The following is a 23,947-nucleotide window of genomic DNA, read 5'->3' on the forward strand; positions in this document are numbered from 1 at the left end:
GCCCCGGCGACGGCGTCGTCGGGCGCTGCGGGCCGACAGGCCCCGCGCAGGCAGGACCGGACGCGGGTTCCGCCATGGTCCGCACCCGCATCCGACCTTGATCGGCGCCGCCAGGACGACTAGCCTGATCGCCGATCTGCCGGAAGGCAGGGCCGAGGCGAACGCGTCACGCGGGAGGAGTCCCGACCACGACGAGCTGCTCGACCACGCCGCCATGGACTTGGGGACCGACTGACGATGAGCGCGGAAGAGGATTTCCAGCAGGTCGGCGCCGAACTGGCCGACCTGGGTGTACGGATCTCCACGATGATGGGGAATCCGGCGCTCAAGGATCAGGCGGGGAAGGTGTTCGCGAGCCTGGAGCGCGACGGTGCGATGGTGTTCCGGCTGGTCAGGGACACCACCGAGCACGCAGCCGCGCTCCAGCTCGCCGGGGCGTCCCTGTTCGACCCGTCGGGGCTGGGCCGGGAGATGAAGGACTGGGTGGTCGTGCCCCACTCCTCGGCCGACAAGTGGACGGATCTGGCCGAGGCCGCGCTCAGCCGCCCACGCTGATCAGACGGCGTGGCGGTGAGTGCCGTCAGGCGGTGACCGGATCGTTCCGCAGCCTGACCGGTTCACGCCTTCAGCCTCGTCCTTCACCGCTCCACCCTTGAGGGGTGAACAACGCACTCGTCGTCATCGACGTCCAGGAGTCCTTCCGGCAGTTGCCGGACTGGGAGTTCGTATCGCGGCCGGACATCGTCGGTCAGGTCAACCGTCTGGTCACCGCAGCCCGTGCCCAGGGTGACCTGGTGGTGTGGGTGCTTGGCTCCCGGCCGGGGTCCGGCACCGTGTTCGACCCGGCGCGAGGGCACGTCCGCCTGATGGACGGGCTCGAGCCGCACATGGACGAGCCGCTCATCACCAAGACCGCCCACAATGCCTTCACCACCACGAACCTGCACCAGATCCTCACCAGTCGCGGCGTCCGAGGGTTGACCGTGTGCGGCATCCGTACCGAACAGTGCTGCGAGACCACCACCCGGATCGCCTCCGACCTCGGCTTCGACGTCGTCTTCGCCACCGACGCCACCGCGACCACCCCCATCCCGCACCGCGACGCGCCGAAGGACCTGCCGTTCTCGCAGCTGGTGAGCGACCCGCGGACGCTGGGCGTCGCCGATGTCGTCGCGCGCACCGAATATGCGCTCGCCGGCCGATTCGCCGCCATCCGCACGGTCGACGAACTGGCCGGGGCATAGGCTCGACGGCCATGCCCCGGGTTGTCTTCCTGCTCATTCCGCGAGTGCACCTGCTCGACGTGGCCGGGCCGGCGCAGGTCTTCTCCACGGCGGCCGACCTCGGCTACAAGCACGCCCTGTCGTACGTGTCCGAAGACACGCACGTCGCCACCGTGCAAGGAGTGCCCCTGCAGGCCGAGCGCGTATGGCCTCATCTGGAACCGGACGATCTCGTCATCGTGCCGGGCTGGCGCGGCCCGACACGCATGGCCGGCGCCGACACCTTGCGCCGGCTACGCGAGCACCACGCGGCCGGCGGCACCGTGGCGGGCATCTGCGCGGGCGCCGACGCACTCGGCCGGGCCGGCTTGCTCGACGGCCGCCGCTGTACCACCCACCATGCGACCCAGGACGAGCTCGCCCGCCTCTATCCGACGGCCGAGGTCGTGCGCGACGTGCTCTACGTCGAGGACAAGCGGGTGGTGACCTCGGCAGGCGTGGCCAGCGGCATCGACGTGGCGCTCCACCTGCTGAGCACCAGGCACGGGCCGTACGCCGCCAGCCAGGTGGCCCGCGCCATGGTGGTGCACGCCCGCCGTCAGGGAGCCTCGCCGCAGATCAGCGCGATGCTCCGGCACCGCAGTCACCACGACGAGACCGTGCACCGCATTCAGGACCTGATCGACGCCCGTTTCACCCAACGGCTCACGCTCTCGACGCTGGCCGACGCCGTTGGGTGCAGCGAACGGACCGTCACCCGGCTCTTCCGGCAGGCGACCGGCCTCACGCCCCTGGCCTACCAGACCGCTCTGCGGCTGGAACGCGCCGAACACCTCCTCGGGCAGGGCGCGACGACCGAGACAGCCGCCCGCGAGGCCGGCTTCGGCGACCCGCGGATGCTCCGTCGTCTACGCGCCCGCATGTAGGCCGTCCGGTAGGGTTCCGGCTTCCCCGAACGATGGCGGCCCGGCAGGAGCGACTTCCCCATGTGCGGGGGAAAGTACGGTCTGGTGACGGCGGGCAGTCGTCTAGGAGCCGGGCACCGGCCAACGGCATCGGGTGGGGGGTGGGTGGTCGCTGTCTGACGACGCCGTTGTTCCTCACCGGCCGGCGTCGCGGGGGTGCGGGGGCCGGCAGGCCCCCGCCGGGGGGTCGAAGGGGGCGAAGCCCCCTGGGAAGCACGCCTGAACGCCCTTCCGCGCGAAGCGCGGCTCCTTGTGAAGACCTTGCCCTTGGGGGGGTCGAAGGGGGCGGAGCCCCCTGGGGAGCACGGCTGAACGTCCCGAACGCGCGAAGCGCGCCCCCCTCGTGAAGACCTTCGCCCTTGGGCCCTCAGAGCACCGGCAGGTACCGGTCCAGTTCGAACTCCGTCACCTGCCGCCGGAAGTCGCGCCACTCCGCCCGCTTGTTGCGCAGGAAGAAGTCGAAGACGTGCTCGCCCAGCGTCTCGGCCACCAGCTCGCTCTGCTCCATGACGGCGATGGCCTCGTCGAGGGACTGCGGCAGCGGCCGGATGCCGAGGGCGCGGCGTTCGGCGCTGGTGAGGGTCCAGACGTTGTCCTCGGCGGCCGGCGGCAGCTCGTAGCCCTGCTCGATGCCCTTGAGCCCGGCGGCGAGGATGAGGGCGAAGGCGAGGTACGGGTTGCAGGCGGAGTCGAGCGAACGGAACTCGATGCGGGTCGAGCCGCCCTTGTGCGGCTTGTACATGGGCACCCGGACCAGGGCCGAGCGGTTGTTGTGGCCCCAGCAGATGTAGGAGGGGGCCTCGCCGCCCTGGCCGGCGATGGCCTCGGCGCCGCCCCAGAGCCGCTTGTACGAGTTGACCCACTGGTTGGTGATGGCGGTGATCTCGGCGGCGTGCTTGAGCAGGCCGGCGATGAACGAGCGGCCGACCTTGGACAGCTGGTAGTCGGCGCCCGCCTCGTAGAAGGCGTTGCGGTCGCCCTCGAACAGCGACATGTGGGTGTGCATGCCCGAGCCGGGGTGCTCGGTGAACGGCTTGGGCATGAACGACGCCCAGATGCCCTGCTCCAGCGCCACCTCCTTCATGACCAGGCGGAAGGTCATGATGTTGTCGGCCGTGGTGAGGGCGTCGGCGTAGCGCAGGTCGATCTCCTGCTGGCCGGGCGCGCCCTCGTGGTGGCTGAACTCGACCGAGATGCCCATGGACTCCAGCATCATGATCGCCTGGCGGCGGAAGTCGTGGCCGGAGCTGTGCGGGGTGTGGTCGAAGTAGCCGCCGGAGTCGATCGGCTCGGGCCGCCGGCCGGGCTCGGGGCGGTTCTTGAGCAGGAAGAACTCGATCTCGGGGTGGGTGTAGAAGGTGAACCCCATGTCGGCGCACTTGGCGAGCGTGCGCTTGAGCACCCAGCGCGGGTCGGCGTGCGACGGCGAGCCGTCGGGCATGAGGATGTCGCAGAAGATGCGGCCGGCGCCGGGCGTCTCGCTGCGCCACGGCAGGATCTGGAACGTCGCCGGGTCGGGCTTGGCGAGCATGTCGGCCTCGTACACGCGGGCGAAGCCCTCGATGGCCGAGCCGTCGAAGCCGATGCCCTCGGCGAAGGCGCCCTCCAGCTCGGCCGGCGCGATGGCCACGGACTTGAGGAAACCGAGGACGTCCGTGAACCAGAGCCGGATGAACCGGATGTCGCGTTCCTCGAGCGTGCGGAGCACGAACTCCTGCTGGCGGTCCAAGGCATCCCCTCATGAAACAGTCGTCGTGTCCCTACCAGCATGCCGTGTCCGTGTTTCACACACGTTACGGGGGGCCGTGGGGGCGGGCCTCGCCGACAAGCGGGTGCGAGCCTCGCTGACAAACCGCCCGGCCCGACCTACTGTGATCATGCAGTCGGTCTCGGGGGAGGCATGGGTGGCCATCGACCTGCTCAATCACAAGCTGGATCGGGCGTTCGACCACATCGACGCGGGCGGCGCCGGTTCGGTGACGCGCGGGGACCTGCTGGGGCTCGGGGCGCGCGTACTGGTGGGTTTCGGCGAGTCGCCGACGTCGGTCACCGGCAGCGGGCTGGTGGACGGTTTCGACGGGATCTGGGCGGCCCTGGCCGACGCGCTCGGCCGTGACCGCGACGCGCGGCTGTCGAGAGAGGACTTCCGGGACGGCATGCGGGCGGCGTTCGTGTCGGGCGACCGGTACGAGCCGGTGTTCCGGCCGGCGACGCTCACCGTGGCCGCGCTGTGCGACCCGGACGGCGACGGGCTGATCGGGCCGCGGGAGTTCCGGACGATGCTGAGCGCGTTCGGCACCGCGTACGACGACGTGGACGCGGCCTTCGACCGCCTCGACCCGGCGGGACGCGGCAGGCTGACGGTGGACGGGCTGGTCGTGGCGGCCCGGCAGTACTACACGGGCGAGGACCCGAACGCGGCGGGCAACTGGCTCTTCGGGCCCTTGTGAGCACCGCCGTGATCGCGACCGTGAGGACCGCGCTGCGGTCCGTGCTGCAGTGGAAGCCGCTGGCGCCCGCCCCGCGGGCGGGCGAGGCGGACCCGCGTCCCGGGGACGTTCCCGCGCGGGTCGGGGCGGCGGCGCTGATGGCGCTGACGGAGCGGGTGCCGGCGCTGGCCGCCCCGTGCCGGATGCACCCGTCGGTGTACGCGATCGAGGCGGCCGTGATCGACTGGGCGCGGCGCACCGGCCTGGAGGCGGACCCGGGCGTCGGGTTCCACCGGATCGCCGGGCGGGCGCTGGCCGAGTTCGACGCCGCCGCGGCGGCGCTGTTCGCGCAGTGGCTGACGTGGCTGTTCCACCTGGACGACGAGATGGACGAGGGTCCGGCCCGGCTGGAGATCTTCCAGGGGCTGCTGGAGGGGCGTGCGGCGCATCCGCTGGAGGCGGCGTTCGCGGATCTGTGGCGGGTGACGAGCGCGCGGATGAGCGACCACTGGCGGGCCAGGTTCGCCGCGAACCTGCGGCGCCACCTCGACGCGTGCCGGGCGCAGGCGGCCAACCGGGCGGCGGGCCGTGTGCCGACGCTGCGCCAGTATCCGGCGCTGCGCCGGGCGACCGTCGGCCCGTACGTCTTCGACCTGGTCGAGCCGTGCCTACGGGTGGAGGCGCCGGCCTGGCTGCAGGGCTGCGAGGCGTGGCGGGAGCTGGTGGACGCCTGCAACGACGTGACGGCGTGGTGCAACGACGTCGCCTCGCGGGCGAAGGAGCGCGGCGACGGGCACAACCTGGTGGTGGTGGCGGCGGCCGAGCTGGGGCTGGCGGAGCCGGAGGCGGTGGCCTGGGTGCTCGACCGGATCGCCGAGCGCTGCCAGGACATGACGCGGGCGGCCCGGCGGCTGCCGCTGGACGAGCTGGGGCCGCGCGCGGCCCGCGACGTGAGCAAGGTCGCGTGCGCGTACCTGGCGGCGCCGCGGGCGCACATCGACTGGCTGGTGGAGTCCACCCGATACGCGCGTCCGTAGGGCCCGGGGTCAGGAGGCGTGCAGGGCGAGGGCGTCGCCCGTGGGGGTGCGCCGGTAGACGACCTCCTTGCCGACGCGCAGCCCCACGGCCAGCCCGCTGTCGCTGAGCACGCCGAGGTGCTGGCTGACGGCGCCGCGGGAGATCGTCATCCGGTCGGCCAGCGCCGTGGTGGTGGCCGGCTCGGCCAGCGCGAGCAGGATCCGCGCCCGGCTGCGGCCGATGAGCGCGGCGAGCGCGCCGGGGGAGGGCGGCGGTCCCTGCTCCCACAGCGTGCCGACGCCGGACACCGGGTAGACGAGCATCGACTGGTACGGCTCGGACATGATGGCCGTGGCCGGCCAGTAGAACGCGCTGGGCACCAGCAGCAGCCCGTCGCCGTGGATCGACTCGGTCGTGCGGACGCAGGGCCGTTCGACGACGAGCCGCTCCCCCGTCCACGACACGGCCGGGTCGAGCCCGGCGAACAGCTCCCGCGCGCCGCCCGTCGTCAGCAGCCGCGACCTGCGCAGCACGTCGCGCTCCAGCAGCGCGTACACGCGCGGCCAGAACTCCGCCAGGCACGCCTCCCAGTACGCCTCCAGCGCGTCGGCGACCCGGGCCACCCCGGCCGCCGGGTCGGCGCGGAACCGCTCGATCACCGCCGGTTCCGAGCCGACGACCCAGGAGGCCTCGACCGCGGCCCGTTCGGGCGGGGTCCGCCGCACGGCCTCGATCTCGCTCGCGAAGTCGGGCAGCGGGGTGTCCGGCGGCGGGGTGATGAAGTCGGCCAGGTAGCCGTCCGGGGGCACGAGCGCGAACAGCTCCTCCATGTCGAGCCGGGCCAGGCGGGGCCGCACGCACTTGACCCACGGCAGGTGGACGGACTGCCGGGCCGGGTCGCGGAGCGTCCGCAGGCTGGCCACCAGCTCCCACAGCGGCGAGAACGCGAACCGGATCCGCGCCACGTCCTCCGGCCTCAGCACCCAGGTCATCGCCATACGTTTTAGTGTGCCCTAAATCGTTCGCCCGCCGTCGCAGGAGTCATCACGCTTGGTCCCGTGAGCACCCCCGTTCTTGACAAGCCCGGTTTCCTGCGGTCCGCGTTCGGCGGGCTGCCGCGCCCGTTCTGGGCGCTCTGGGGCGGCACGCTGGTGAACCGCCTGGGCACCATGGTCCTGCCGTTCACCGGCGTCTACCTCACGCAGGAGCGGGGCCTTCCCGTGGCGGCGGCCGGGGTGGTGATGGCCGTGTTCGGCGCCGGGTCGCTGGTGTCGCAGCTCGGCGCGGGCGTCCTGGCCGACCGGATCGGCCGCCGGGCCACGCTGGCGGGCGGCATGCTGGCCACCGCCGCCACGATGCTGTGGCTGGGCGCGAGCTCGTCGCTCGCCATGATCACGACGGCGATGTTCGTGCTGGGCATGGTGATCGACGCCTACCGCCCCGCGACGAACGCGCTGGTCGCCGACCTGGTCTCCCCCACGGAGCGGCCCCGCGCGTACGGGCTGCTGTTCTGGGCGATCAACCTGGGGTACGCGTTCGGCATGACCGCCGGCGGGCGGCTGGCCGGCATGGGGTTCTCCTGGCTGTTCTGGATCGACGCGGCCACCTGCGTGGCGTTCGCGGCGCTGGTGTGGCGGGCCGTGCCGGAGACCCGGCCGGCCGGGCGCGAGACGGCCGGCGGGTTCGGCGTGGTGCTGCGCGACCGCGTCATGGTCGCCTTCACCCTGGTCATGCTGGGCAACGCGCTCATGTACTCGCAGACGATGACGATGCTGCCGGTCGCGATGACCCAGACCGTGGGAATACCGTCCGGCGACTTCGGGCTGGCCATGGCGTTGAACGGCGTGATCATCGTGCTCGCGCAGCCGTTGGTGTCCGGACGGATCGGGCGGCGCGACCCCACGCGGATGCTGGCGCTGGGGTTGATGATCATGGCGGTCGGGTTCGGGCTCACCGCGTTCGTCACCTCGGTGGCGGGGCTGGTGGCGACGATCGTGGTGTGGACGACCGGCGAGATCGTGACGGCCGGCATCGCGGGGACCGTGGTGGCCCGGCTCGCGCCCCCTCACCTTCGCGGCCGGTACGCGGGGCTGGAGGGGTTCCCCTGGTCGGTGTCCGCGGTGCTGGGGCCGCTGTTCGGCGGGCTGCTGCTGGGGGTGGGGCCGGAGGCCCTGTGGTTCACGGTCGGCGGACTGGGCCTCGCGTCGGCGGCCGGCATGCTCGCCCTCGGCCCCGCCATCCGCCGCCGCTGACCCGCCCGATCCCCCACGGGCCGGCCCGATCCCTCGCGGGCCCGCTCGATCTCCCGCGGGCCCGCCTGACCCCCCGCGGGCCCGGCCCGGGCGACGCGCCCGAACTTCCCCGGCCCCGCCGTCGTCGTACGCACCGAACGACGTTCAGGGGATGTTGAACGGCTATTGATTGGATGGTGGCACCCGTCCGATACCTTCCTCCCCGAGCAGCAGGGTCACCGGGGTGAGAGGACGGGTGGGATGCGCCACGCTGGACGGGCGCGCGGGGTGGCGATCGGCCTGGCCTCGCTCGCCGTCGTCTTCGAGCTGACCAACATCTGGGTGACCGCCCAGCTTCCGCAGCCGTCGTACACGCCGTTGCCGTTCGCCCCCGAGGACATCGCGGGCACGGCGTTCCCGGTGTTCGGGGCGATCCTCGTGCACAGCAGGCCGCGCCTGGTCATCGGGTGGCTGTTGGTGGCGGGCGGGCTGGCCTCGGCGGCCAACATCCTGTCCGCCAACCTCAACCTGCTCCTCGACGGCCCGCGGCTGGACTGGCCGATCGTGAACGTCACCTGGCAGGTCGGCGAGCTGACCCTGGGCGTGCTCCTGCCGCTCCTCTACCCGAACGGCAGGCTGCCGTCCAGGAGGTGGGGCTGGGTCGCCGGGCTGGCCCTGGCCGGCGTCGCGCTGGACTGGGCCGCCGTGTCCGTCCGCAGCCATCCCCTGCGGGACGCGGCCCACTGGACGGTCGCGGCGGCCATGGGGCTGGCGTTCGTGTCGCTGGCCGTGCGCTTCGCCCGGGGCGACGCGGTCGAGCGGCGGCAGCTGCTGTGGCTGCTGGTGACGCTGCCCGGCCTGCTCCTGCCGTGGATGCTCGGCGACCCGTTCTGGTGGCTGGCGTCGCTGGGGATCCCGCTGATCCCGGCGGCGATCGCGGTCGCGGTGCTGCGGTACCGGCTGTTCGGCATCGACACGCTCATCAGCCGGGCGCTGGTCGGCACCGGCCTGGCGGTGGTGATCGGCGGCGTGTACCTGGCGGCCGGGGCGGCCTCCAGCCTGTTCCTGTCAGGGGTGGACCGGGTGGCGGGGCTGGCCGCGGCGCTGTTCGCCGGGGCGTTCTTCCACCCGATGCGCCGGCTGTTCCTGCGCGGCGTGGACCGCCTGCTCTACGGCAGCACCGGCGACCCGGACGCGCTGGCCGACCGGCTCAAGCTGCGCCTCCAGCTCGCCGACCCCGGCCACGGGCTGCTGGCCACGCTGGAGGTGCTGCGCGACGGGCTGTCGGTGACGGGCGTGGCCGTCGAGGTGGACGGCGCCGTGACGGTGACGGGCACGCTGGGCGTCCCGGCCCGTACGGTGCCGCTCGTGTGGCACGGCGAGCCGGTCGGCCTGCTGCTGGTCGGCCCGACGGACCGGCGCCGCTTCCCCGCCGCGCACGACGAGCGGGTGCTCGGCACGCTCACGCCGTTCATCGCCGACGCCGCGCACGCCGTACGGCTGACGGCCGCGCTCCAGCGCTCGCGCGAGCGCATCATCACGGCCCGCGAGGAGGAGCGGCGGCGGCTGCGCCGCGACCTGCACGACGGGCTGGGGCAGTCGCTCAGCGGGATGGCCATGTCGATCAACGCGGCGCGCGTGACCCTGCGCTCCTCCCCCGAGCGCGCCGCGCGGCTGCTCACCACCCTGCGCGACGGCATGGACGCCGTCACCGGCGACATCAGGCAGCTCGTCTACGGGCTGCGCCCGCCCGCGCTGGACGAGCTGGGGCTGGCCGGGGCCGTCGAGGAGCTGACCGGCGCGCCGGTCGAGGCGTCCGGTGACCTCACCGGCCTGCCGGCGGCCGTCGAGGTGGCCGCGTACCGCATCGTGCAGGAGGCGCTGACGAACGCCCGCAAGCACTCCGGCGCCGGCCGGATCGAGGTCGCGCTGCGGCGCGGCGCCGTCACGGGCGACTCCGCCGGGGACGGGCCCACGCGGGGCGGCGTGCTGCGGGTGACCGTCACCGACGACGGGTGCGGCATCCCGCCGGACGCGCGGGCGGGCGTGGGGCTGTCGTCCATGCGCGAGCGGGCCGCCGAGCTGGGCGGCACCTGCGTGGTCGGGCCGCGCGAGGGCGGCGGCACCGAGGTCCGCGCGGACCTCCCGCTGTGAGGCCGCCGGAGCCGGGCCATGAAGCCGTTCTCCGCCCGCTGACGAAGCACTGTAGAAAATCGCCATATCCCCCGATGTCAAAGGGCTCTACGCTTACCTCTGCCATGCTGACTTTCACCGCGCTGGGACCGTTCCATGCCTGGTCCGACGGCGTCCCCCTCGACCTCGGCGGCCAGCGGCAGCGGGCGGTGCTCGCCCGCCTGCTCGTGGCCGGCGGCCGCGCCGTGCCCGTGACCACGCTCATCGACGAGCTGTGGCCCGGCGACCCGCCCGCGCAGGCGCTGTCGACCATCCAGGGGTACGTCTCCCGCCTGCGCCGCGCGCTCGAACCCGGCCGCGCGCCCCGCGAGGAGGCCGGGGTGCTCGTGTCGGCCGCCCGGGGCTACGCGCTGCGCGCCACGGCCGACCAGGTGGACGCCTGGAGGTTCGAGGACCTCGTCCAGTCCGACGGCGACCCGGCGCGCCTGTGGGAGACCATGGACGCGGCGCTCGCGCTGTGGCGGGGGCCCGCGCTCGCCGAGTTCACGGACCTGACCTGGGCGGTCACGGAGTCGGGCCGGCTGGAGGAGCTGCGGCTCGTCGCCGTGGAGCGGCGCGCCGGCGCGGGCCTCGCGCTCGGCCGGGCGACGGCGCTGGTCGCCGACCTGGAGGCGCACGCCTCGGCGTACCCGCTGCGCGAGGAGGCGTGGCGGCTGCTGGCACTGGCCCTGTACCGGACGGGCCGGCAGGGCGACGCGCTCGGCGCGCTGCGGCGGGCCCGCGCGATCTGGCGCGACGAGCTGGGGCTGGACCTGACGAGCGGGCTGCAGCGGCTGGAGGGCGACATGCTCGCCCAGCGCCTGGAGGAGCCCGCCGCCCCGGCGGCCCCGGCCCCGGCCGGGTCCTCCTCACCCGCCTCGGCCGGGGGGCCGGCGCTGCGGGTGCTCGTGGCCGACGACCAGGCTCTGGTGCGGGCCGGGATGCGGACCGTGCTGAGCGACGAGGCCGGGCTGGAGCCGGCCGGTGAGGCGGCCGACGGCGAGGAGGCGATCGCGCTCGTCCGCCGGACCCGCCCCGACGTGGTGCTGCTCGACATCCAGATGCCGCGCCTGGACGGCCTGGCCGCGGCGCGCCGCATCCTGGCCGACGAGCGGCCGCCCAAGGTGATCGTGATGACCACGTTCGGCAGCGACGAGAACCTGTACGCGGCGCTGCGGGCGGGCGTGAGCGGCTTCGTGCTGAAGACGTCCCCTCCGGAGCAGCTCGTGGCCGCGATCCGGGCCGCCGCGGCCGGTGACGCGCTGATCGACCCGGCCGTCACGACGCGGGTCATCGCCGGGTTCGCGGGCCGTACCGACCCGGCCTCTCCCCCGGCCCTGGCCGGGCTGCCCGACGACCGGATCGACGTGCTCAAGCTCGTGGCCCGCGGCCTGACCAACCAGCAGATCGCGCAGACCCTCGCGCTGCCCGAGCCGGCCGTGGCCGCGGAGGTGACGGCGCTGCTCGACCACCTCGGGCTGATCGACCGGGCGCAGCTCGTCGTCGCCGCCTACGAGTCCGGCCTGGTCACCCCGGGGACCGCGATCACGAAATGACCCGGTCTTCGCCGCTTGGATGCCGAAAATCATGGCGTATTAGGCTGGTCGTGTGGCTCAACTGCGCATCGCCCTGGCACAGACCAACCCCACCGTAGGAGACCTCAGCGGCAACGCCGGCAAGCTCGTCGCCTGGACCCGCGACGCCGCCGACCGCGGCGCCCACCTCGTGGTGTTCACCGAGATGTTCCTCACCGGGTACCCGGTCGAGGACCTGGTGCTGCGCACGTCGTTCGTGGACGCCAGCATCGGGGCGCTCCGGGAGACGGCCGCCCGGCTGCGCGACGAGGGGCTCGGCGAGCTGCCTGTGGTCGTCGGCTACGTCGACCGGGCCGGGCTGGCGCCGCGCGTCGGCCAGCCCAAGGGCGCGCCGCTCGACGCCGCCGCGCTCCTCCACCGCGGCGAGGTGGTGACCTGCACGGCCAAGCACCACCTGCCCAACTACGGCGTCTTCGACGAGTACCGCTACTTCGTCCGCGGCGACCGGCTGCCCGTCTTCCGGCTGCACGGCGTGGACGTGGCCGTCGCCGTCTGCGAGGACCTCTGGCAGGAGGGCGGCCCCGTGTCCGTCGTCGGCCGGGCCGGCGCCGGGCTGCTCGTCGTGCCGAACGCCTCGCCGTACGAGAAGGAGAAGGACGACGTCCGGCTGGAGCTGTGCGCGCGGCGGGCGCGCGAGGCCGGGTGCGCCCTCGTGTACGCCAACCAGGTCGGCGGCCAGGACGAGCTGGTCTTCGACGGCGACTCGCTGGTGGTGGACGCCTCGGGCGAGCTGGTCGCGCGGGCCGGGCAGTTCCGCGAGGAGCTGCTCACCGTGGACCTCGACCTGCCGGTGTCGGACGCCGAGCCCGGCCGGTACCCGTTCGACGCGGGCGACGGGTCCACGATCACCGTGGAGCGGCTGGTGCTGTCGTCCGAGCCCGTCCCGCCGTACGAGCCGGAGCCCCCGGTCGTCGCGGACCGGCTCGACCTGCACGCCGAGGTCTACTCGGCGCTGGTGCTCGCCGTGCGCGACTACGTGGCCAAGAACGGCTTCCAGTCGGTCATCCTCGGCCTGTCCGGCGGCATCGACTCGGCGCTGACCGCGACCATCGCCTCCGACGCCGTCGGCCCCGACCGGGTCCACGTGGTGCTCATGCCGTCCCGCTACTCCTCCGACCACTCGCTCGCCGACGCCGAGGAGCTGGTGCGCCGCCAGGGCGTCAACGCCCGCGTCGTCCCCATCGCCGACATCGTGGACGCGTTCGAGAAGGAGATCGAGCTGTCCGGCCTGGCCGCCGAGAACCTCCAGGCGCGCGTCCGCGGCATGATCCTCATGGGCCTGTCCAACGAGCACGGCCACCTGGTGCTCACCACCGGGAACAAGAGCGAGCTGGCCACCGGCTACTCCACCCTCTACGGCGACTCGGCGGGCGGCTTCGCCCCGATCAAGGACGTGCCGAAGACGATGGTGTGGGAGCTGTCGCGGTGGCGCAACGAGCACAGCGACCCGTCGTTCCTGCTGCGCGCCGAACGGCCCGTGCCGGAGAACTCCATCACCAAGGAGCCCAGCGCCGAGCTGCGTCCCGACCAGCGCGACACCGACTCGCTGCCGCCGTACGAGGTGCTGGACCGGCTCCTCGACGACTACGTCGAGAAGGACATGGGCTCGCGGGAGCTCATCGCGGCGGGGCACGACCCCGAGCTGGTGGCGCGGGTGATCCGGCTGGTGGACCTGGCCGAGTACAAGCGGCGCCAGTACCCGCCGGGGCCGAAGATCACCCCGAAGAACTTCGGCCGCGACCGCCGCCTGCCCATCACCAACCGCTGGCGCGAGACCACCTGACCCCTCCGACCCCTCCGTGGCCTCGGCCGCGTTCCGTCACCTGCCGAACGCGGCCGCCGGCCGAAGGTCACCCATGCAACAGTTCCGCCGCCTCGTCCCTCTCAGCGGTAAAGGACCGACGAAGGGCGGCGAGTTTTGGAGGCAGACACCCGTTTCGCGGAGTTCGTCGCTGAACGTGGCGACGCGCTGCTGCGCTACGGCTACATGCTGGCCGGCAATCCGCACGACGCGGCCGACCTCACGCAGGAGGCGCTGCTGAAGCTGCGCGGCGCCTGGCCCCGGCTGCGGCACAAGGACAGCCCCGAGAGCTACGCCCGCACCACGATGGCCCGGCTGCACATCGCCACCTGGCGGCTGCGCCGGCGCGAGCTGCTCGCCTGGGAGCTGCCGGAGCTCGAACACCACGACCGGTTGCCCGGCGGCGACGAGCGCAGGATGTGGCAGGCGCTGGCCGGCCTGCCGCGCAAGCAGCGCGCGGTGCTGGTGCTGCGCTACTACGAGCAGCTCGACGACGCCGAGATCGCCGCCGTGCTGGGGATCTCGCGCGGGACCGTGCGCAGTCAGGCCGCACGCGCCCTGGACAAACTCCGCGCCGCCATCCCGTCCGAGCCGATGACGAGGGGGAACGCCCGATGACCGACGTCGAGGACACGCTGCGCAGCACGTTCGGGCAGGCGGAGGACCACGCGCCCCGGCTGCCCGCGACGCTGGCCGAGCGGCTGGTGGTGGTTCACCGGCGCAGGAGGCGGCGGGCCAGGACGGCGCTGGCCGCCGCGGCGGTCGTGCTGGCCGTGGGCGCGACGTTCGCCGTGACGCGCGGCGGCGACACCATCACCGCCGTGACCGCCGCGCAGCCGCTCTCCCCGAAGCCGGACGCGCCCGTGGAGCAGGTCTGGCCGCAGGCCGTGCTGGAGGCTCCGGCGAAGGGACCCGGCGGCCTGGAGTGGCGGGCGGACACGCTCATCGACGACCGTACGGCGCTGATGGTGACCGCGGCCGCGGACGCCGGGTGGGCGGCCGCCCTGTACGCGTACGACCTGGACAGCGGCGCGTCACGCGAGATCGTCACCTTCCCGCGGCCCGGGGACGAGAACGGCTACGCCCACGGGTTCGCCGTGGGCGGCGGGCACGTCGTCTGGTGGACCGGCAGCAAGGACCGCGTCGCCAGCCTGTGGACCGTCCCCGTGGACGGCGGGAAGCCGCGGCTCCTCGGCACCCGGAGCATCAAGGAGGGCGACGGCAGCGGGATCGACAGGATGGCCGTCGCCGGCGACAGGCTCGTCTTCTCGCTCTACACCGGCGGGGTCTTCTCCGTCCCCCTCGCGGGCGGCACGGTCGAGCCGGTCGGGGGAGGCGCCGGGATGCACCTGCTCTCCTGGCCGTGGATCGGCACGCCCGGGCCGGGCGGCGAGCCCCACGGCACCGTGTACGCCCGCATCGTGAACGTCGAGACCGGCGAGACCAGGACGGCCGTCACGGAGCCCGGCGAGCAGATCCAGATCTGCGGCGTGACGCTCTGCGTCGGCCGGAGCGCCGAGGGCCGGAGCATCGTCCGGCACCGGGACGGCTCCGCGTCCAAGTCCCTGCCGGGGCAGGTGGCGCTCATGGAACCGCCGACGCAGGACCGCTTCTTCGTCTCCATCTACGGCGACGGCCGCCCGGAGGGTGTGGGGCTCTACGACGTGGACACCGGCGCGTCGGGCGACCTCGGCTTCCGGGCCGAGGGCCAGATGATGCGCCTGCCGTTCGGCGAACCGACCGGCCGGCTCCTCAGCTACAAGCGGGGTGACCGGCTCCACCTGATCGACCTGTCCAGGATCCGATGACGCCGGCGCCGGCGGGAGACGGGTCGGCCGGTTCCGCACCCCGGGCGGGTGCGGCCCCCCGCCCGCCGGTGCGCCGAGGGGCGGCCGGGGGGCGGCCGGGGGGCGGTCGGAGGGCGGTCGCGGGGCGGTCGCGGGGCGGTCGCGGGGCGGTCGCAGGGCGGTCGCAGGGGCTCAGCGGAAGACGCCGCTGTAGGCGTTGAGGGCGGGCTGGCCGCCGAGGTGGGCGTACAGCACCGTGGAGTCGCGCGGGATCTCCCCGCCGCGCACGAGGTCGACCAGGCCGGCCATGGACTTGCCCTCGTAGACCGGGTCGAGGATCACGCCCTCGAGGCGGCCGGTGAGCCGGATGGCGTCCACGGTGGAGCGGACGGGGACGCCGTACAGGTCGCCGGCCCAGCCCTCCAGCAGGGTGATCTCGTCGTCGCGCAGGTCGCGGCCGAGGCCGATGAGCTCGGCCGTGGCACGGGCGATCTTCTCGACCTGGGCGCGGGTCTCGGCGGGCTTGGCCGAGGCGTCGATGCCGACGACGCGGCGGGGACGGTCCTGACCGGCGAAGCCGGCGATCATGCCCGCCTGGGTGCTGCCGGTCACGCTGCACACCACGATCGTGTCGAAGAAGACGCCCAGCTCCTCCTCCTGCCGCCGCACCTCCTCCGCCCAGCCGGCGAAGCCCAGCCCGCCGAGGGGGTGGTCGGAGGCCCCGGCGGGGATCGCGTAGGGGGTGCCGCCGGCCGCCCGGACGTCGTCCAGGGCCTGCTGCCAGCTCTCCTTGAACCCGATGCCGAAGCCCGCCTGGACCAGCCGCACGTCCGCGCCCATGATCCGGGACAGCAGGATGTTGCCGACCTTGTCGTTGACCGGGTCGGGCCAGTCCACCCAGCTCTCCTGCACCAGGACGGCCTTCAGCCCGGCCTTGGCGGCGGCCGCGGCGACCTGGCGGGTGTGGTTGGACTGCACGCCGCCGATGGTGACGAGCGTGTCGGCGCCGCGGGCCAGCGCGTCGGCGACGAGGTACTCCAGCTTGCGGGTCTTGTTGCCGCCGAACGCCAGGCCGCTGTTGCAGTCCTCGCGCTTGGCCCAGACGCGGGCGCCGCCGAGGTGGTCGCTCAGCCGGTCCAGCGGGTGGACGGGGCTGGGCCCGAACAGCAGCGGGTAGCGCGGGAAGTCGTCGAGGGACATCGGTCACTCCTTGCCTGGTGGTGTCTCACGGCTCGTCGGGGAGGGCGTCGAGGAGGGGTTCGAGGGTCTCCCAGTTGGCGCGGGTGGCGGCCGCCGCGCCCTCGGCGTCGCCCGCCGCGCACAGCGCGATGATCCGCTCGTGCTGCGCCACCGAGCGCCGGCCGCTCAGCGAGGAGAAGCGCAGCCGTTCCAGCCGCCGCAGCATCGGTGTGAACTGCTCCAGGACGGAGCGGATGGCCGCGTTGGCGCTGGCCGTCACCAGGACGCCGTGGAAGTCGTCGTCGGCGGCGATCGCCGCCTCGACGTCGTCGCGGCGCAGCGCGTCGGCGAAGCGCTCGTTGGCGGCGCGCATGGCGTCCAGCTCGGCGGCCGACAGGCCGGGCAGCGCCTCGCGTACGGCGAGCTCGTGCATGGCGGCGGTCACGGACCGGGCCGCGCGGGCGGCCCGCACGTCGAGCGGGCTGACGATCGTGTAGCGGCCGGGCTTGGTGCGCACGAGACCGGCCTGCTCCAGCCGCGCCAGCGCCTCGCGTACGGGGGTGCGGCTGACGCCGAGCCACTCCACGAGGTCGCCGTCGCTGAGGCGCTCGCCGGGCGCGAGGGTGCCGTCGACGATGGCGTCGCGGATCGCCCGGTAGGCGTCGTCACGCAGGAGGGATCGGGAGACGAACCCGCGTCTCTTCGGAACCGGCATGCAATATATTGCATGTTGCGGGGCCGAGCTTGTCAATGCCGACCACATGACCGAAGGCGCAGGCGGAGCCGCCTTGAGCGTGCAGTCCCAGCCGGTGCCGCGGACATTCCGGCCAGACCACCCGGCAGACCTCCATGAGGCACTCCTGCAAGCCCTCCGCCGCCGACCAGAGGACGTCTAAGTACTTTCCGTCCCGCAGGCCCACGTACGGCCCGCCGCCGGGCACCTCGACCACCCGGAACCCGTACCGGGCGCGCAACTCGGGATCGAGGTCGCCGAGGACCGTCGCCAGCGCCTCCACCAGCCGCCCCGCCTCGTCTTCCGGTGCCGCGTCGCGCCCGCCCATCTCCCTCGTCCCCTCCCCGCCCATCGGCGCCGGCCAGGCCGAAAACCGAAGGCAACCGATCCCCGCCGGTGACCGAAATAAGGATTACGCTGGATAACTGGGGGATCTCATGAACATCGGCTTCTTTCTCATTGTCCTGATCGCCGTGGCGATCGTCTTCAGCATGGGTTTCCTGCTCGTCGAGACGGTCCTCAAGATGGTGCGCGACGAGAGCTGGAACGTGGGCGCCCGCGCCGAGCGTCACCGTCCGCTGCGCAAGTGACGCGCCGGAGGGCGGCCGCCCGACCCGCCGCCCGGCCCGGTCGCGGGCCGGGGGCGGCCGAGGGTGACGCACGGTCCCTGGCCCCCACCGCCCGCTTACGCCACCTGCGCGCGCGGGCCTGCCGCATCAAGACGTTCGCGCTCCATGCCGCCCGTGCGTTTGTTAAAGTGAACGCATGGTTCATCTGAACAGCCCCCTGCAGGAATCCCTCTACCTGGAGGACACGTACCTGACCGGGATCAGCAGCCCCGTGGCCGCGACCGGGCGTGACGAGGACGGCGGGGCGTGGGTCGCGCTGCGGCGCAACATCTTCCACCCCCAGGGCGGCGGGCAGCCCGCCGACCAGGGCCGGGTCGGCGCGTACGAGGTGACACCCGCGCGCCACGCCGCGACCGGCCTGGTGGTGCTGCGGGCCGGGGACGGCGCCGGCGACGGGCTCGGCGACCTGGCGGAGGGCGACCTCGTGGAGGCCCGCGTCGACGCGGATCTGCGCCTGCTGCACGCCGCGCTGCACACCGCCGGCCACCTGGTGGAGGCGGCGGCGCGGGCCGAGGGCTGGAACATGACCGGCAACAACCACTTCCCCGGGCAGGCGCGCATCGAGCTCACCGCGCCCGAGGCCGGCGGCTCCCTGGCCGGGCCCGGGGAGCGGGAGGAGGCCGCCGACCGGCTGCGCGCGTTCGTGTCCGCCGCCGTGGCCGCCGACCTGCCGGTCATCGCCGGCCGCGATCCCGAGGGGCGCCGCGTCATCCGGCTGGGCGACCTGCACGCCGCTCCGTGCGGCGGCACCCACGTGCGCTCGCTCGGCGACCTGGCGGAGGTGGTGATCTCGGGGGTGAAGGTGAAGAAGGGCCGCGTCCGCGTCTCCTACTCCGCCTCGCACCGCCCGGTCACCGCCGGGGCGGTCCGGTGAGCGCGGCCCCGGGGCGTGACCGGCGGCCCGCCAGCGGGGCCGCCGCCGCGGCCGGCGCGCAGATCCAGCGCCGCCGCCTGCAACGCGGGATGAGCCAGGCCGAACTGGCCCGGCGCACCGGGCTGAGCAAGGCGACGCTGTCGCAGCTGGAGGCCGGTCTGGGCAACCCCACCGTCGACACCCTGGACGCCATCGCCGTCGCCCTGGCCGTCCCCCTCACCGACCTGCTGGCCCGCCACGCCGGCCCCGGCACCGTCCACCTGCCCTCGACGGCCGCCACGCCCGGCGAGCCCACGCGCGAGCTGCTGCGGCGCATCAGCGGCGGTCACAGCCTGGAGATCTGGCGGCTGCGGCTGCCGGCGGGCACCGCGGTCGACGGCGTGCCCCACGCGCCCGGCACCACCGAGCACCTGCTCGTGGCCCGTGGCCGCCTGCTCGCCGGCCCGTCCGACGACCCGCGCGACCTGGGGCCCGGCGACATGCTGGCCTTCGCCGGCGACGCGCCGCATCGCTACCGCACCAGCGACGAGGAGCCCGCCGACGTCACCGTCGTCATCGCCTCCCCCGCCGCCGGGTGAGCGCCGGGCCAGGACGGGCGCCGGGCGCAGGATGGGTGCCGAGGAGGAGCGGCGCCCGCCCGGCCCCGCGGACCAAGCTCGGGCCGGGCGGGCGCCGCCGGCAGGAGGGTCAGGCGCCGCGGGCGGCGTCGAACCGGGCGATGACGTCGTTCCAGTTGATCAGGCCCCACAGCTTCTCGACGTAGTCCGGGCGGACGTTGCGGTACTGCAGGTAGTACGCGTGCTCCCAGGCGTCGAAGACGAGCAGCGGGGTGGTGTTCATGCCGACGTTGCCGTGGTGGTCGTAGACCTGCTCGACCACCAGGCGGCGGCCCAGCGGCTCCCAGGCCAGCACGCCCCACCCGGAGCCCTGCACGGTGGCGGTGGCGGTGGTGAGCTGCTTCCGGAAGGCGTCGAAGGAGCCGAAGTGCTCGTCGATCGCCGCGCCGAGGTCGCCGTCGGGGCGGTCGCCGCCGTCGGGCGACAGGTTCTGCCAGAAGATGGTGTGCAGCACGTGTCCCGACAGGTTGAACGCGTACGTCTTCTCCAGCCCGACCAGGCCGCCGAACTCGCCCTTGTCACGGGCCTCGGCCAGCCGCTCCAGCGTGTCGTTGGCGCCCTTGACGTACGCGGCGTGGTGCTTGGCGTGGTGCAGCTCCAGGATCTCGCCGGTGATGGCGGGCTCCAGCGCTGCGTAGTCGTACGGCATGTCCGGCAGGGTGTACTGGCCCATCGGCGCGCTCTCCTCCAACGATCCGTCGCTTAATGCGAGTTATTTGCAATAGCGACATCAAAGCAGAAAGCCGGGGTCCGGTGCCAGCGCGCTCACGGGCGGATCCGGGGGGCCGGGGCGGCCTCACGCGGCGAACAGGAGCGTGAGGCCGCCGAGGGTGTAGCAGAGCATGAGGACGAACAGCGGGATCTGCCCCGCCACCGCGCGCTCCGGCGGCAGCAGCCGGACGGAGCGGTCGTGCGCCGCGACGACTCCCGCGACATGGCCCGCGACGATGGCCACCACCTGGACCGTGGCGATCGTGCCCGGCCCGACGACGTCCCGGTTCACCTCCACGCCGAGCCGGTCCAGGCCGAGGGCGAGGATGACGGCCCGCTGGCCCTCGAAGACGAGCAGCGAGAAGTAGTGGGCCACCAGGTAGCCGAGCGCGATCGGCACCAGCGAGTGGGCGAAGCGGGGGGCCAGGCCGCGCGCCCCGCCGACCAGGCCGGCCACGCCCAGGCACGCCGCGTACAGCAGCGCCACCCCGGCCACCGCCGCGAGCAGACCGGCCGTGCCCAGCCCGGCGCGGCCGAGCGGGCTCGTCTGCAGGGCGTTCACCCAGACGGGCGCGCCGGAGAAGCCGTCGTAGCCGGTGCCGCCGAGCAGCACGCACACGGTCGCGACCAGGCCGGGCGCGGGCCGCACGGCGTCCAGGCCGTCGAACGGGCCGCGCAGCACCCGCGTGCCGTCCTCGCGCCGGCCGAGCGGGGACAGGTGGCCGATCAGCGTCGAGTACACCTCGAACGGGTCGCCCCGGTCCAGCCAGGCGTGGCCGTAGGTGAGCGTGCCCGCGACCTGCGCCGCCGCGTACACGGCGCAGAAGGCGAGCAGCGTGGGCGGCGCGGCGGGCTCGGGCGCGACGAGCTCCGTCCAGGTGAACGCGAGCAGCCCGGCGGCGGCCGGCCAGTACCCGAGGCGGGCGGGCAGCGGGCGGCGCGGCCGGTCGGGCAGCAGCCGGAACGGGCTGACTGAGCGCCACACCGGCCCGAACAGCAGCGACGCCGGGACGAGGCCGACCCAGAACAGCACGTACACGAGGTACGGGCCGGCGTTGCCCTCGGCCGGGCCCAGCAGCAGCCAGCCGGCGGCGTAGAGGGCGGCGAGCAGGGCCGCCACGCGGGCCGGGCGGGCGGGAAACCGCACGCGGATCGCCCGTCCGGCCCGGTCGCCGCTGAAGCGGGAGTCCGCCCACAGCAGGCCGAGCGCCAGGAACGACACGACCAGCGCGGCGAACGCCCCGGCGTAGGCGTAGAAGAGCGGAATGGGCAGGTCGCTGCGCTCCCCCACCCCGTGCGCCAGGACCGGCAGGTCGCCCCGCCCGACGGCTCCTTGGGCGAGGACCGCCGCCGCGGTCGCGGCGGCGATCACCGCACGGCCACCTGGGTGAGGACGAGGCCGCTCTCGTGCGTCTCCACCTCGAACACGCCGGTCATGTCCGCCCGGAAGCGCACCGTCACGGCCTGCCCGGGCCGCAGCTCGGCCGTGCGGTCGTAGCCGTGCACGTGCAGCTCGTCGGCGACGTCGCTGGTGACCGTGATGGCGACCGTCTGACCGCGCCGCGCCTCCAGCCAGCCGGACGGGGGGCTCACCCGCCCGGCCCGTACGGTGATCTCCGCCCGCGCCTCACCGCCCTGGCCGCCCGCGCCTGGCGGGGCGGTGGCCACCTCGTGGCTGTTGCCCGGGTTGTGGTGCGTCTGCGACAGCGGCCCGCACCCGGCGGCCAGGAGCGCGACCGCGGCCCACCCGAGCAGCCGCCGCCTCATACCGGGACCTCCGCCTCCGCGGCGGCCTTCCCGCCGGTCCGGGCGCGGCGCGGCGCGAGCACCACGACCGCCCACAGCACCCACACCCCGACGAGGAGCCCCCGGATCCAGCCCGGCCCGAGCGGGATGAGCGGAATGAGCCGGACCAGCCGGTCGTAGGCGTCGGCCAGCGCCAGCACGCCCAGCGCGAGCGTGAGCCAGCCGAACGCCCGCCGGTCCCTCAGCACCGCCGCGCCCAGGCACAGCCACCACCCGGCCATGAGCAGCAGCGCCACCCCCGCCAGCAGCGTGTCGTCCACGGCCGCCGCCACCACGTCCAGCGCCAGTCCGGCCAGCCCGAGGACGGTGCCCGCGACGACGAGCCGGCGTCCGCGCCGGGCGCCTTCCCGGTGGGCCGGCGCGGCCCCGTCGGCCGGCGGCTCGCCCGGACGCCGCCGCGCCGCGCGGCCCGGCGGCGTCGTACGGCCCGCCCGCGCCCAGAACAGCACGGCCAGCAGCCCGAGCACGAGCGAGCCGCCCAGCGCGAGCTGCGTCTCCACCTTGCCGAGCCCCGCCGCGCCGAACCAGTCGCAGCCCGCGGGCAGCCGCGCCGCCTGGGCGCTGAAGTCCGCGCACAGGTACAGCTTGGTGAGCTTGACCGGTTCGGCCAGCCACCTGCCGGACCCTCCGGACAGCTCGGGCGCCCTGGCCGCGCAGAGCGGCAGCGCCGCCGGGGTGGTGCGCGCGGTCCCCGCCTGCCAGCAGTTGCCGGTGCCCTGGCCGTCCCACCACACGTCGCGGCCGTTGGGCCGCCGCCGGCCGTCCGGGGCGACGCCGAGCACGTTGCCCTCGTACCGGTTGTAGTCGGAGGTGTCGGTCTGCCGGTCCAGCCGGCTCTCGCCGCGGATGAACGCGGGCACCCCGAACAGGTGGAACGCCGCCCCGCGGTGGCCCCACACCTGGTTGCCCCTGAAGATGTTGTAGTTGCCGCCCGCGACGATCACGCCGGTGCCGGGCGGGACCCCGACCTGGGAGCAGACCACGCCGCGCTCGTAGCCGCGCTCGGCCGGCGGCTTGGCGCACGTGCCGTCGCGGGTGTAGCGGTAGTAGTCGCGGTTGTTGTCGTAGATCTTGTTGTTCTCGAACTTGGCGTGGTTCTGCGGGAGTCCGGGATGGCTCGGCCAGAGGCTGTCCATCGTGGCGCCGACCATGTTGTCGTAGAACTCGTTGTCGTGGACCCACATCGAGTCGCCCGCGGTGCCGGAGTAGCCGAGCGCGTTGTCGTGGCTGCGGCAGCGGCGGATCTCGATCGCGTAGCGGGGGACGTCGTGGCCGCGGCCGTCGTTGAGGTTGGAGGCGCTGCCCGGGTACAGGCCGCCGTCGCCGTTGCCGTACGCCTCGCAGTCGGTGTACAGGCCGTGGTCGCTGGCGAAGGTCAGGAAGCCGTACTCGTCGTTCCAGCGGGTGAGGACGCGGTCGATGACGAACCCGTCGGTCTCCAGCACGTACAGCGAGTTGAACGTGGTGCGCTGGGCGGTGAGGTTGCGGAAGTAGACGCCGTCGGTGCGGTCGGCGCGGATGGCGTTCAGCTTGCGGTACTCCGCGTCCACGATCACGTCGAGCGGCCCGGCGCCCGTGCCCTCGATCTGGAGGTCCTGCTTGCCGAGGATGGCGACGAGGTTCTGGTTGTGGGGGCACTGCTGCTGCTGTTCGAACGACAGGATCTGGTAGCCCCAGGTCGACCAGCGGGCGGGCAGCCGGGCGCAGGCGCCGGTCGGGGCGGCCTGGCTGGGCTCCTCGCGGTAGAGGCCGGGGAGCATCGCGATCGTCATCCCGGGCCGGTTCACCTTGTCGACGGCCTCCTGGAGGTGCCTGACGCCGTCCTTGAGGCACCGCCGGAACAGCGTGAGGTTGCGTGCGCGCAGCTCGGCCGGGAATCCGGCGACGCGGCGGGCGAAGTCGGCGGCGTCGGTCTTGCACACCAGGATGTCGGGCTCGCCGGTGCGCAGCGCCGGCACGCTGCCCGATCCGTCCGGCAGGGTGACCGGCCGTTCCTCGTGGGCGAGGGCGACGCCCGCGGGCAGCAGCAGGGCCACGGTCAGGGCGGCGACGGATCCCACGCGGCGGAGGAGGCCGCGTAAGGGGGGCCTGGGCAAGGGGCGTAAGGGGGGCATGGCCGCGACACTAGAACAGGGCTCACGTTCTGCCTAGAGGCAGATGATCTTCTCTGTCGCGCGG

23 protein-coding genes are annotated in these 23,947 nt (G+C 73.9%); 14 read left to right on the top strand and 9 right to left on the bottom strand.

The window, feature by feature from the left end; translation table 11 throughout:
- The first annotated feature begins 237 nt into the window (after window positions 1-237).
- From HT134_RS08060 to HT134_RS08070, 3 genes are all read left to right on the top strand, one after another.
- Window positions 238-555, top strand: coding sequence for a hypothetical protein (locus HT134_RS08060; RefSeq protein ID WP_175599520.1), 318 nt, complete (start codon window positions 238-240; stop codon window positions 553-555).
- Window positions 556-659: 104 nt separating this feature from the next.
- Entirely contained in the window at window positions 660-1,244 is a 585-nt protein-coding gene (locus tag HT134_RS08065) for a cysteine hydrolase family protein (RefSeq protein WP_175599521.1), read from the top strand.
- Window positions 1,245-1,255: 11 nt separating this feature from the next.
- Entirely contained in the window at window positions 1,256-2,149 is an 894-nt protein-coding gene (locus HT134_RS08070) for a GlxA family transcriptional regulator (protein WP_175599522.1), read from the top strand.
- 406 nt (window positions 2,150-2,555) lie between these two features.
- Here HT134_RS08070 and glnA2 read toward each other — a convergent pair whose 3' ends face one another.
- On the bottom strand, window positions 2,556-3,917 hold the full coding sequence (gene glnA2 / locus HT134_RS08075) for a gamma-glutamylpolyamine synthetase GlnA2 (protein WP_175588925.1): 1,362 nt from the start codon (window positions 3,915-3,917) through the stop codon (window positions 2,556-2,558).
- Between the two features lie 148 nt (window positions 3,918-4,065).
- On the opposite strand from glnA2, the gene HT134_RS08080 reads away from it, so the two are divergent.
- Entirely contained in the window at window positions 4,066-4,638 is a 573-nt protein-coding gene (locus tag HT134_RS08080; protein WP_217707238.1) for an EF-hand domain-containing protein, read from the top strand.
- An 8-nt stretch (window positions 4,639-4,646) separates the two neighbouring features.
- Window positions 4,647-5,654: a terpene synthase family protein gene (locus HT134_RS08085; RefSeq protein ID WP_312888035.1), complete on the top strand. Its 1,008-nt coding sequence runs from the start codon at window positions 4,647-4,649 to the stop codon at window positions 5,652-5,654.
- Between the two features lie 9 nt (window positions 5,655-5,663).
- Here HT134_RS08085 and HT134_RS08090 read toward each other — a convergent pair whose 3' ends face one another.
- The gene (locus HT134_RS08090) at window positions 5,664-6,632 is read right to left on the bottom strand and encodes a DUF5937 family protein (protein ID WP_175599523.1); all 969 of its coding nucleotides are present in this window, start codon (window positions 6,630-6,632) and stop codon (window positions 5,664-5,666) included.
- A gap of 60 nt (window positions 6,633-6,692) precedes the next feature.
- Here HT134_RS08090 and HT134_RS08095 point away from each other — a divergent pair, with 60 nt between their 5' ends.
- The 6 genes from HT134_RS08095 (at window position 6,693) to HT134_RS08120 (ending at window position 15,241) form a co-directional block, all read left to right on the top strand.
- On the top strand, window positions 6,693-7,886 hold the full coding sequence (locus HT134_RS08095; RefSeq protein WP_175599524.1) for an MDR family MFS transporter: 1,194 nt from the start codon (window positions 6,693-6,695) through the stop codon (window positions 7,884-7,886).
- A gap of 240 nt (window positions 7,887-8,126) precedes the next feature.
- Window positions 8,127-10,019, top strand: a complete 1,893-nt coding sequence (locus tag HT134_RS08100; RefSeq protein WP_175599525.1) for a sensor histidine kinase — start codon at window positions 8,127-8,129, stop codon at window positions 10,017-10,019.
- A 104-nt stretch (window positions 10,020-10,123) separates the two neighbouring features.
- Window positions 10,124-11,593, top strand: a complete 1,470-nt coding sequence (locus HT134_RS47570; RefSeq protein WP_175599526.1) for a BTAD domain-containing putative transcriptional regulator — start codon at window positions 10,124-10,126, stop codon at window positions 11,591-11,593.
- A gap of 52 nt (window positions 11,594-11,645) precedes the next feature.
- Window positions 11,646-13,415: an NAD+ synthase gene (locus HT134_RS08110; RefSeq protein ID WP_175599527.1), complete on the top strand. Its 1,770-nt coding sequence runs from the start codon at window positions 11,646-11,648 to the stop codon at window positions 13,413-13,415.
- Window positions 13,416-13,550: 135 nt separating this feature from the next.
- Window positions 13,551-14,051, top strand: coding sequence for a SigE family RNA polymerase sigma factor (locus tag HT134_RS08115; protein ID WP_175599528.1), 501 nt, complete (start codon window positions 13,551-13,553; stop codon window positions 14,049-14,051).
- Window positions 14,048-15,241: a TolB-like translocation protein gene (locus HT134_RS08120; protein WP_175599529.1), complete on the top strand. Its 1,194-nt coding sequence runs from the start codon at window positions 14,048-14,050 to the stop codon at window positions 15,239-15,241. The genes HT134_RS08115 and HT134_RS08120 overlap by 4 nt, the downstream gene beginning before the upstream one ends.
- 171 nt (window positions 15,242-15,412) lie before the next feature.
- Here the strand turns inward: HT134_RS08120 and HT134_RS08125 are convergent, their stop codons facing one another.
- Genes HT134_RS08125 through HT134_RS08135 form a run of 3 tightly spaced genes read right to left on the bottom strand, consistent with a single transcriptional unit; the run spans window position 15,413 to window position 17,460 of the window.
- Complete coding sequence (locus HT134_RS08125; RefSeq protein ID WP_175599530.1) at window positions 15,413-16,420, bottom strand: 1-aminocyclopropane-1-carboxylate deaminase; 1,008 nt, start codon at window positions 16,418-16,420, stop codon at window positions 15,413-15,415.
- A 25-nt stretch (window positions 16,421-16,445) separates the two neighbouring features.
- Window positions 16,446-17,114: a GntR family transcriptional regulator gene (locus HT134_RS08130; RefSeq protein ID WP_175599531.1), complete on the bottom strand. Its 669-nt coding sequence runs from the start codon at window positions 17,112-17,114 to the stop codon at window positions 16,446-16,448.
- Window positions 17,065-17,460: a hypothetical protein gene (locus HT134_RS08135; RefSeq protein ID WP_175599532.1), complete on the bottom strand. Its 396-nt coding sequence runs from the start codon at window positions 17,458-17,460 to the stop codon at window positions 17,065-17,067. The genes HT134_RS08130 and HT134_RS08135 overlap by 50 nt, the downstream gene beginning before the upstream one ends.
- A gap of 109 nt (window positions 17,461-17,569) precedes the next feature.
- On the opposite strand from HT134_RS08135, the gene HT134_RS08140 reads away from it, so the two are divergent.
- From HT134_RS08140 to HT134_RS08150, 3 genes are all read left to right on the top strand, one after another.
- The gene (locus tag HT134_RS08140; RefSeq protein WP_175599533.1) at window positions 17,570-17,722 is read left to right on the top strand and encodes a hypothetical protein; all 153 of its coding nucleotides are present in this window, start codon (window positions 17,570-17,572) and stop codon (window positions 17,720-17,722) included.
- A 175-nt stretch (window positions 17,723-17,897) separates the two neighbouring features.
- Window positions 17,898-18,635, top strand: coding sequence for an alanyl-tRNA editing protein (locus HT134_RS08145; protein ID WP_175599534.1), 738 nt, complete (start codon window positions 17,898-17,900; stop codon window positions 18,633-18,635).
- Window positions 18,632-19,213 carry a helix-turn-helix domain-containing protein gene (locus HT134_RS08150; protein ID WP_217707239.1) on the top strand — a complete coding sequence of 194 codons (582 nt, stop codon included), beginning with the start codon at window positions 18,632-18,634 and terminating at the stop codon, window positions 19,211-19,213. Before HT134_RS08145 ends, HT134_RS08150 begins: the two co-directional genes overlap by 4 nt.
- Window positions 19,214-19,322: 109 nt before the next feature.
- Here the strand turns inward: HT134_RS08150 and HT134_RS08155 are convergent, their stop codons facing one another.
- The 4 genes from HT134_RS08155 to HT134_RS08170 form a co-directional block, all read right to left on the bottom strand.
- Window positions 19,323-19,925, bottom strand: a complete 603-nt coding sequence (locus HT134_RS08155) for a superoxide dismutase (protein ID WP_175599535.1) — start codon at window positions 19,923-19,925, stop codon at window positions 19,323-19,325.
- A gap of 123 nt (window positions 19,926-20,048) precedes the next feature.
- Entirely contained in the window at window positions 20,049-21,335 is a 1,287-nt protein-coding gene (locus tag HT134_RS08160) for a hypothetical protein (RefSeq protein ID WP_312888036.1), read from the bottom strand.
- Window positions 21,332-21,730 (bottom strand): cupredoxin domain-containing protein, encoded by a 399-nt coding sequence (locus HT134_RS08165; protein WP_175599536.1) that lies wholly within the window; start codon window positions 21,728-21,730, stop codon window positions 21,332-21,334. The genes HT134_RS08160 and HT134_RS08165 overlap by 4 nt, the downstream gene beginning before the upstream one ends.
- Window positions 21,727-23,829 (bottom strand): right-handed parallel beta-helix repeat-containing protein, encoded by a 2,103-nt coding sequence (locus HT134_RS08170; RefSeq protein ID WP_312888037.1) that lies wholly within the window; start codon window positions 23,827-23,829, stop codon window positions 21,727-21,729. Before HT134_RS08170 ends, HT134_RS08165 begins: the two co-directional genes overlap by 4 nt.
- Window positions 23,830-23,947 lie beyond the last annotated feature (118 nt).

This window comes from Nonomuraea rhodomycinica, assembly GCF_013363995.1.
GTDB lineage: Bacteria > Actinomycetota > Actinomycetes > Streptosporangiales > Streptosporangiaceae > Nonomuraea > Nonomuraea rhodomycinica.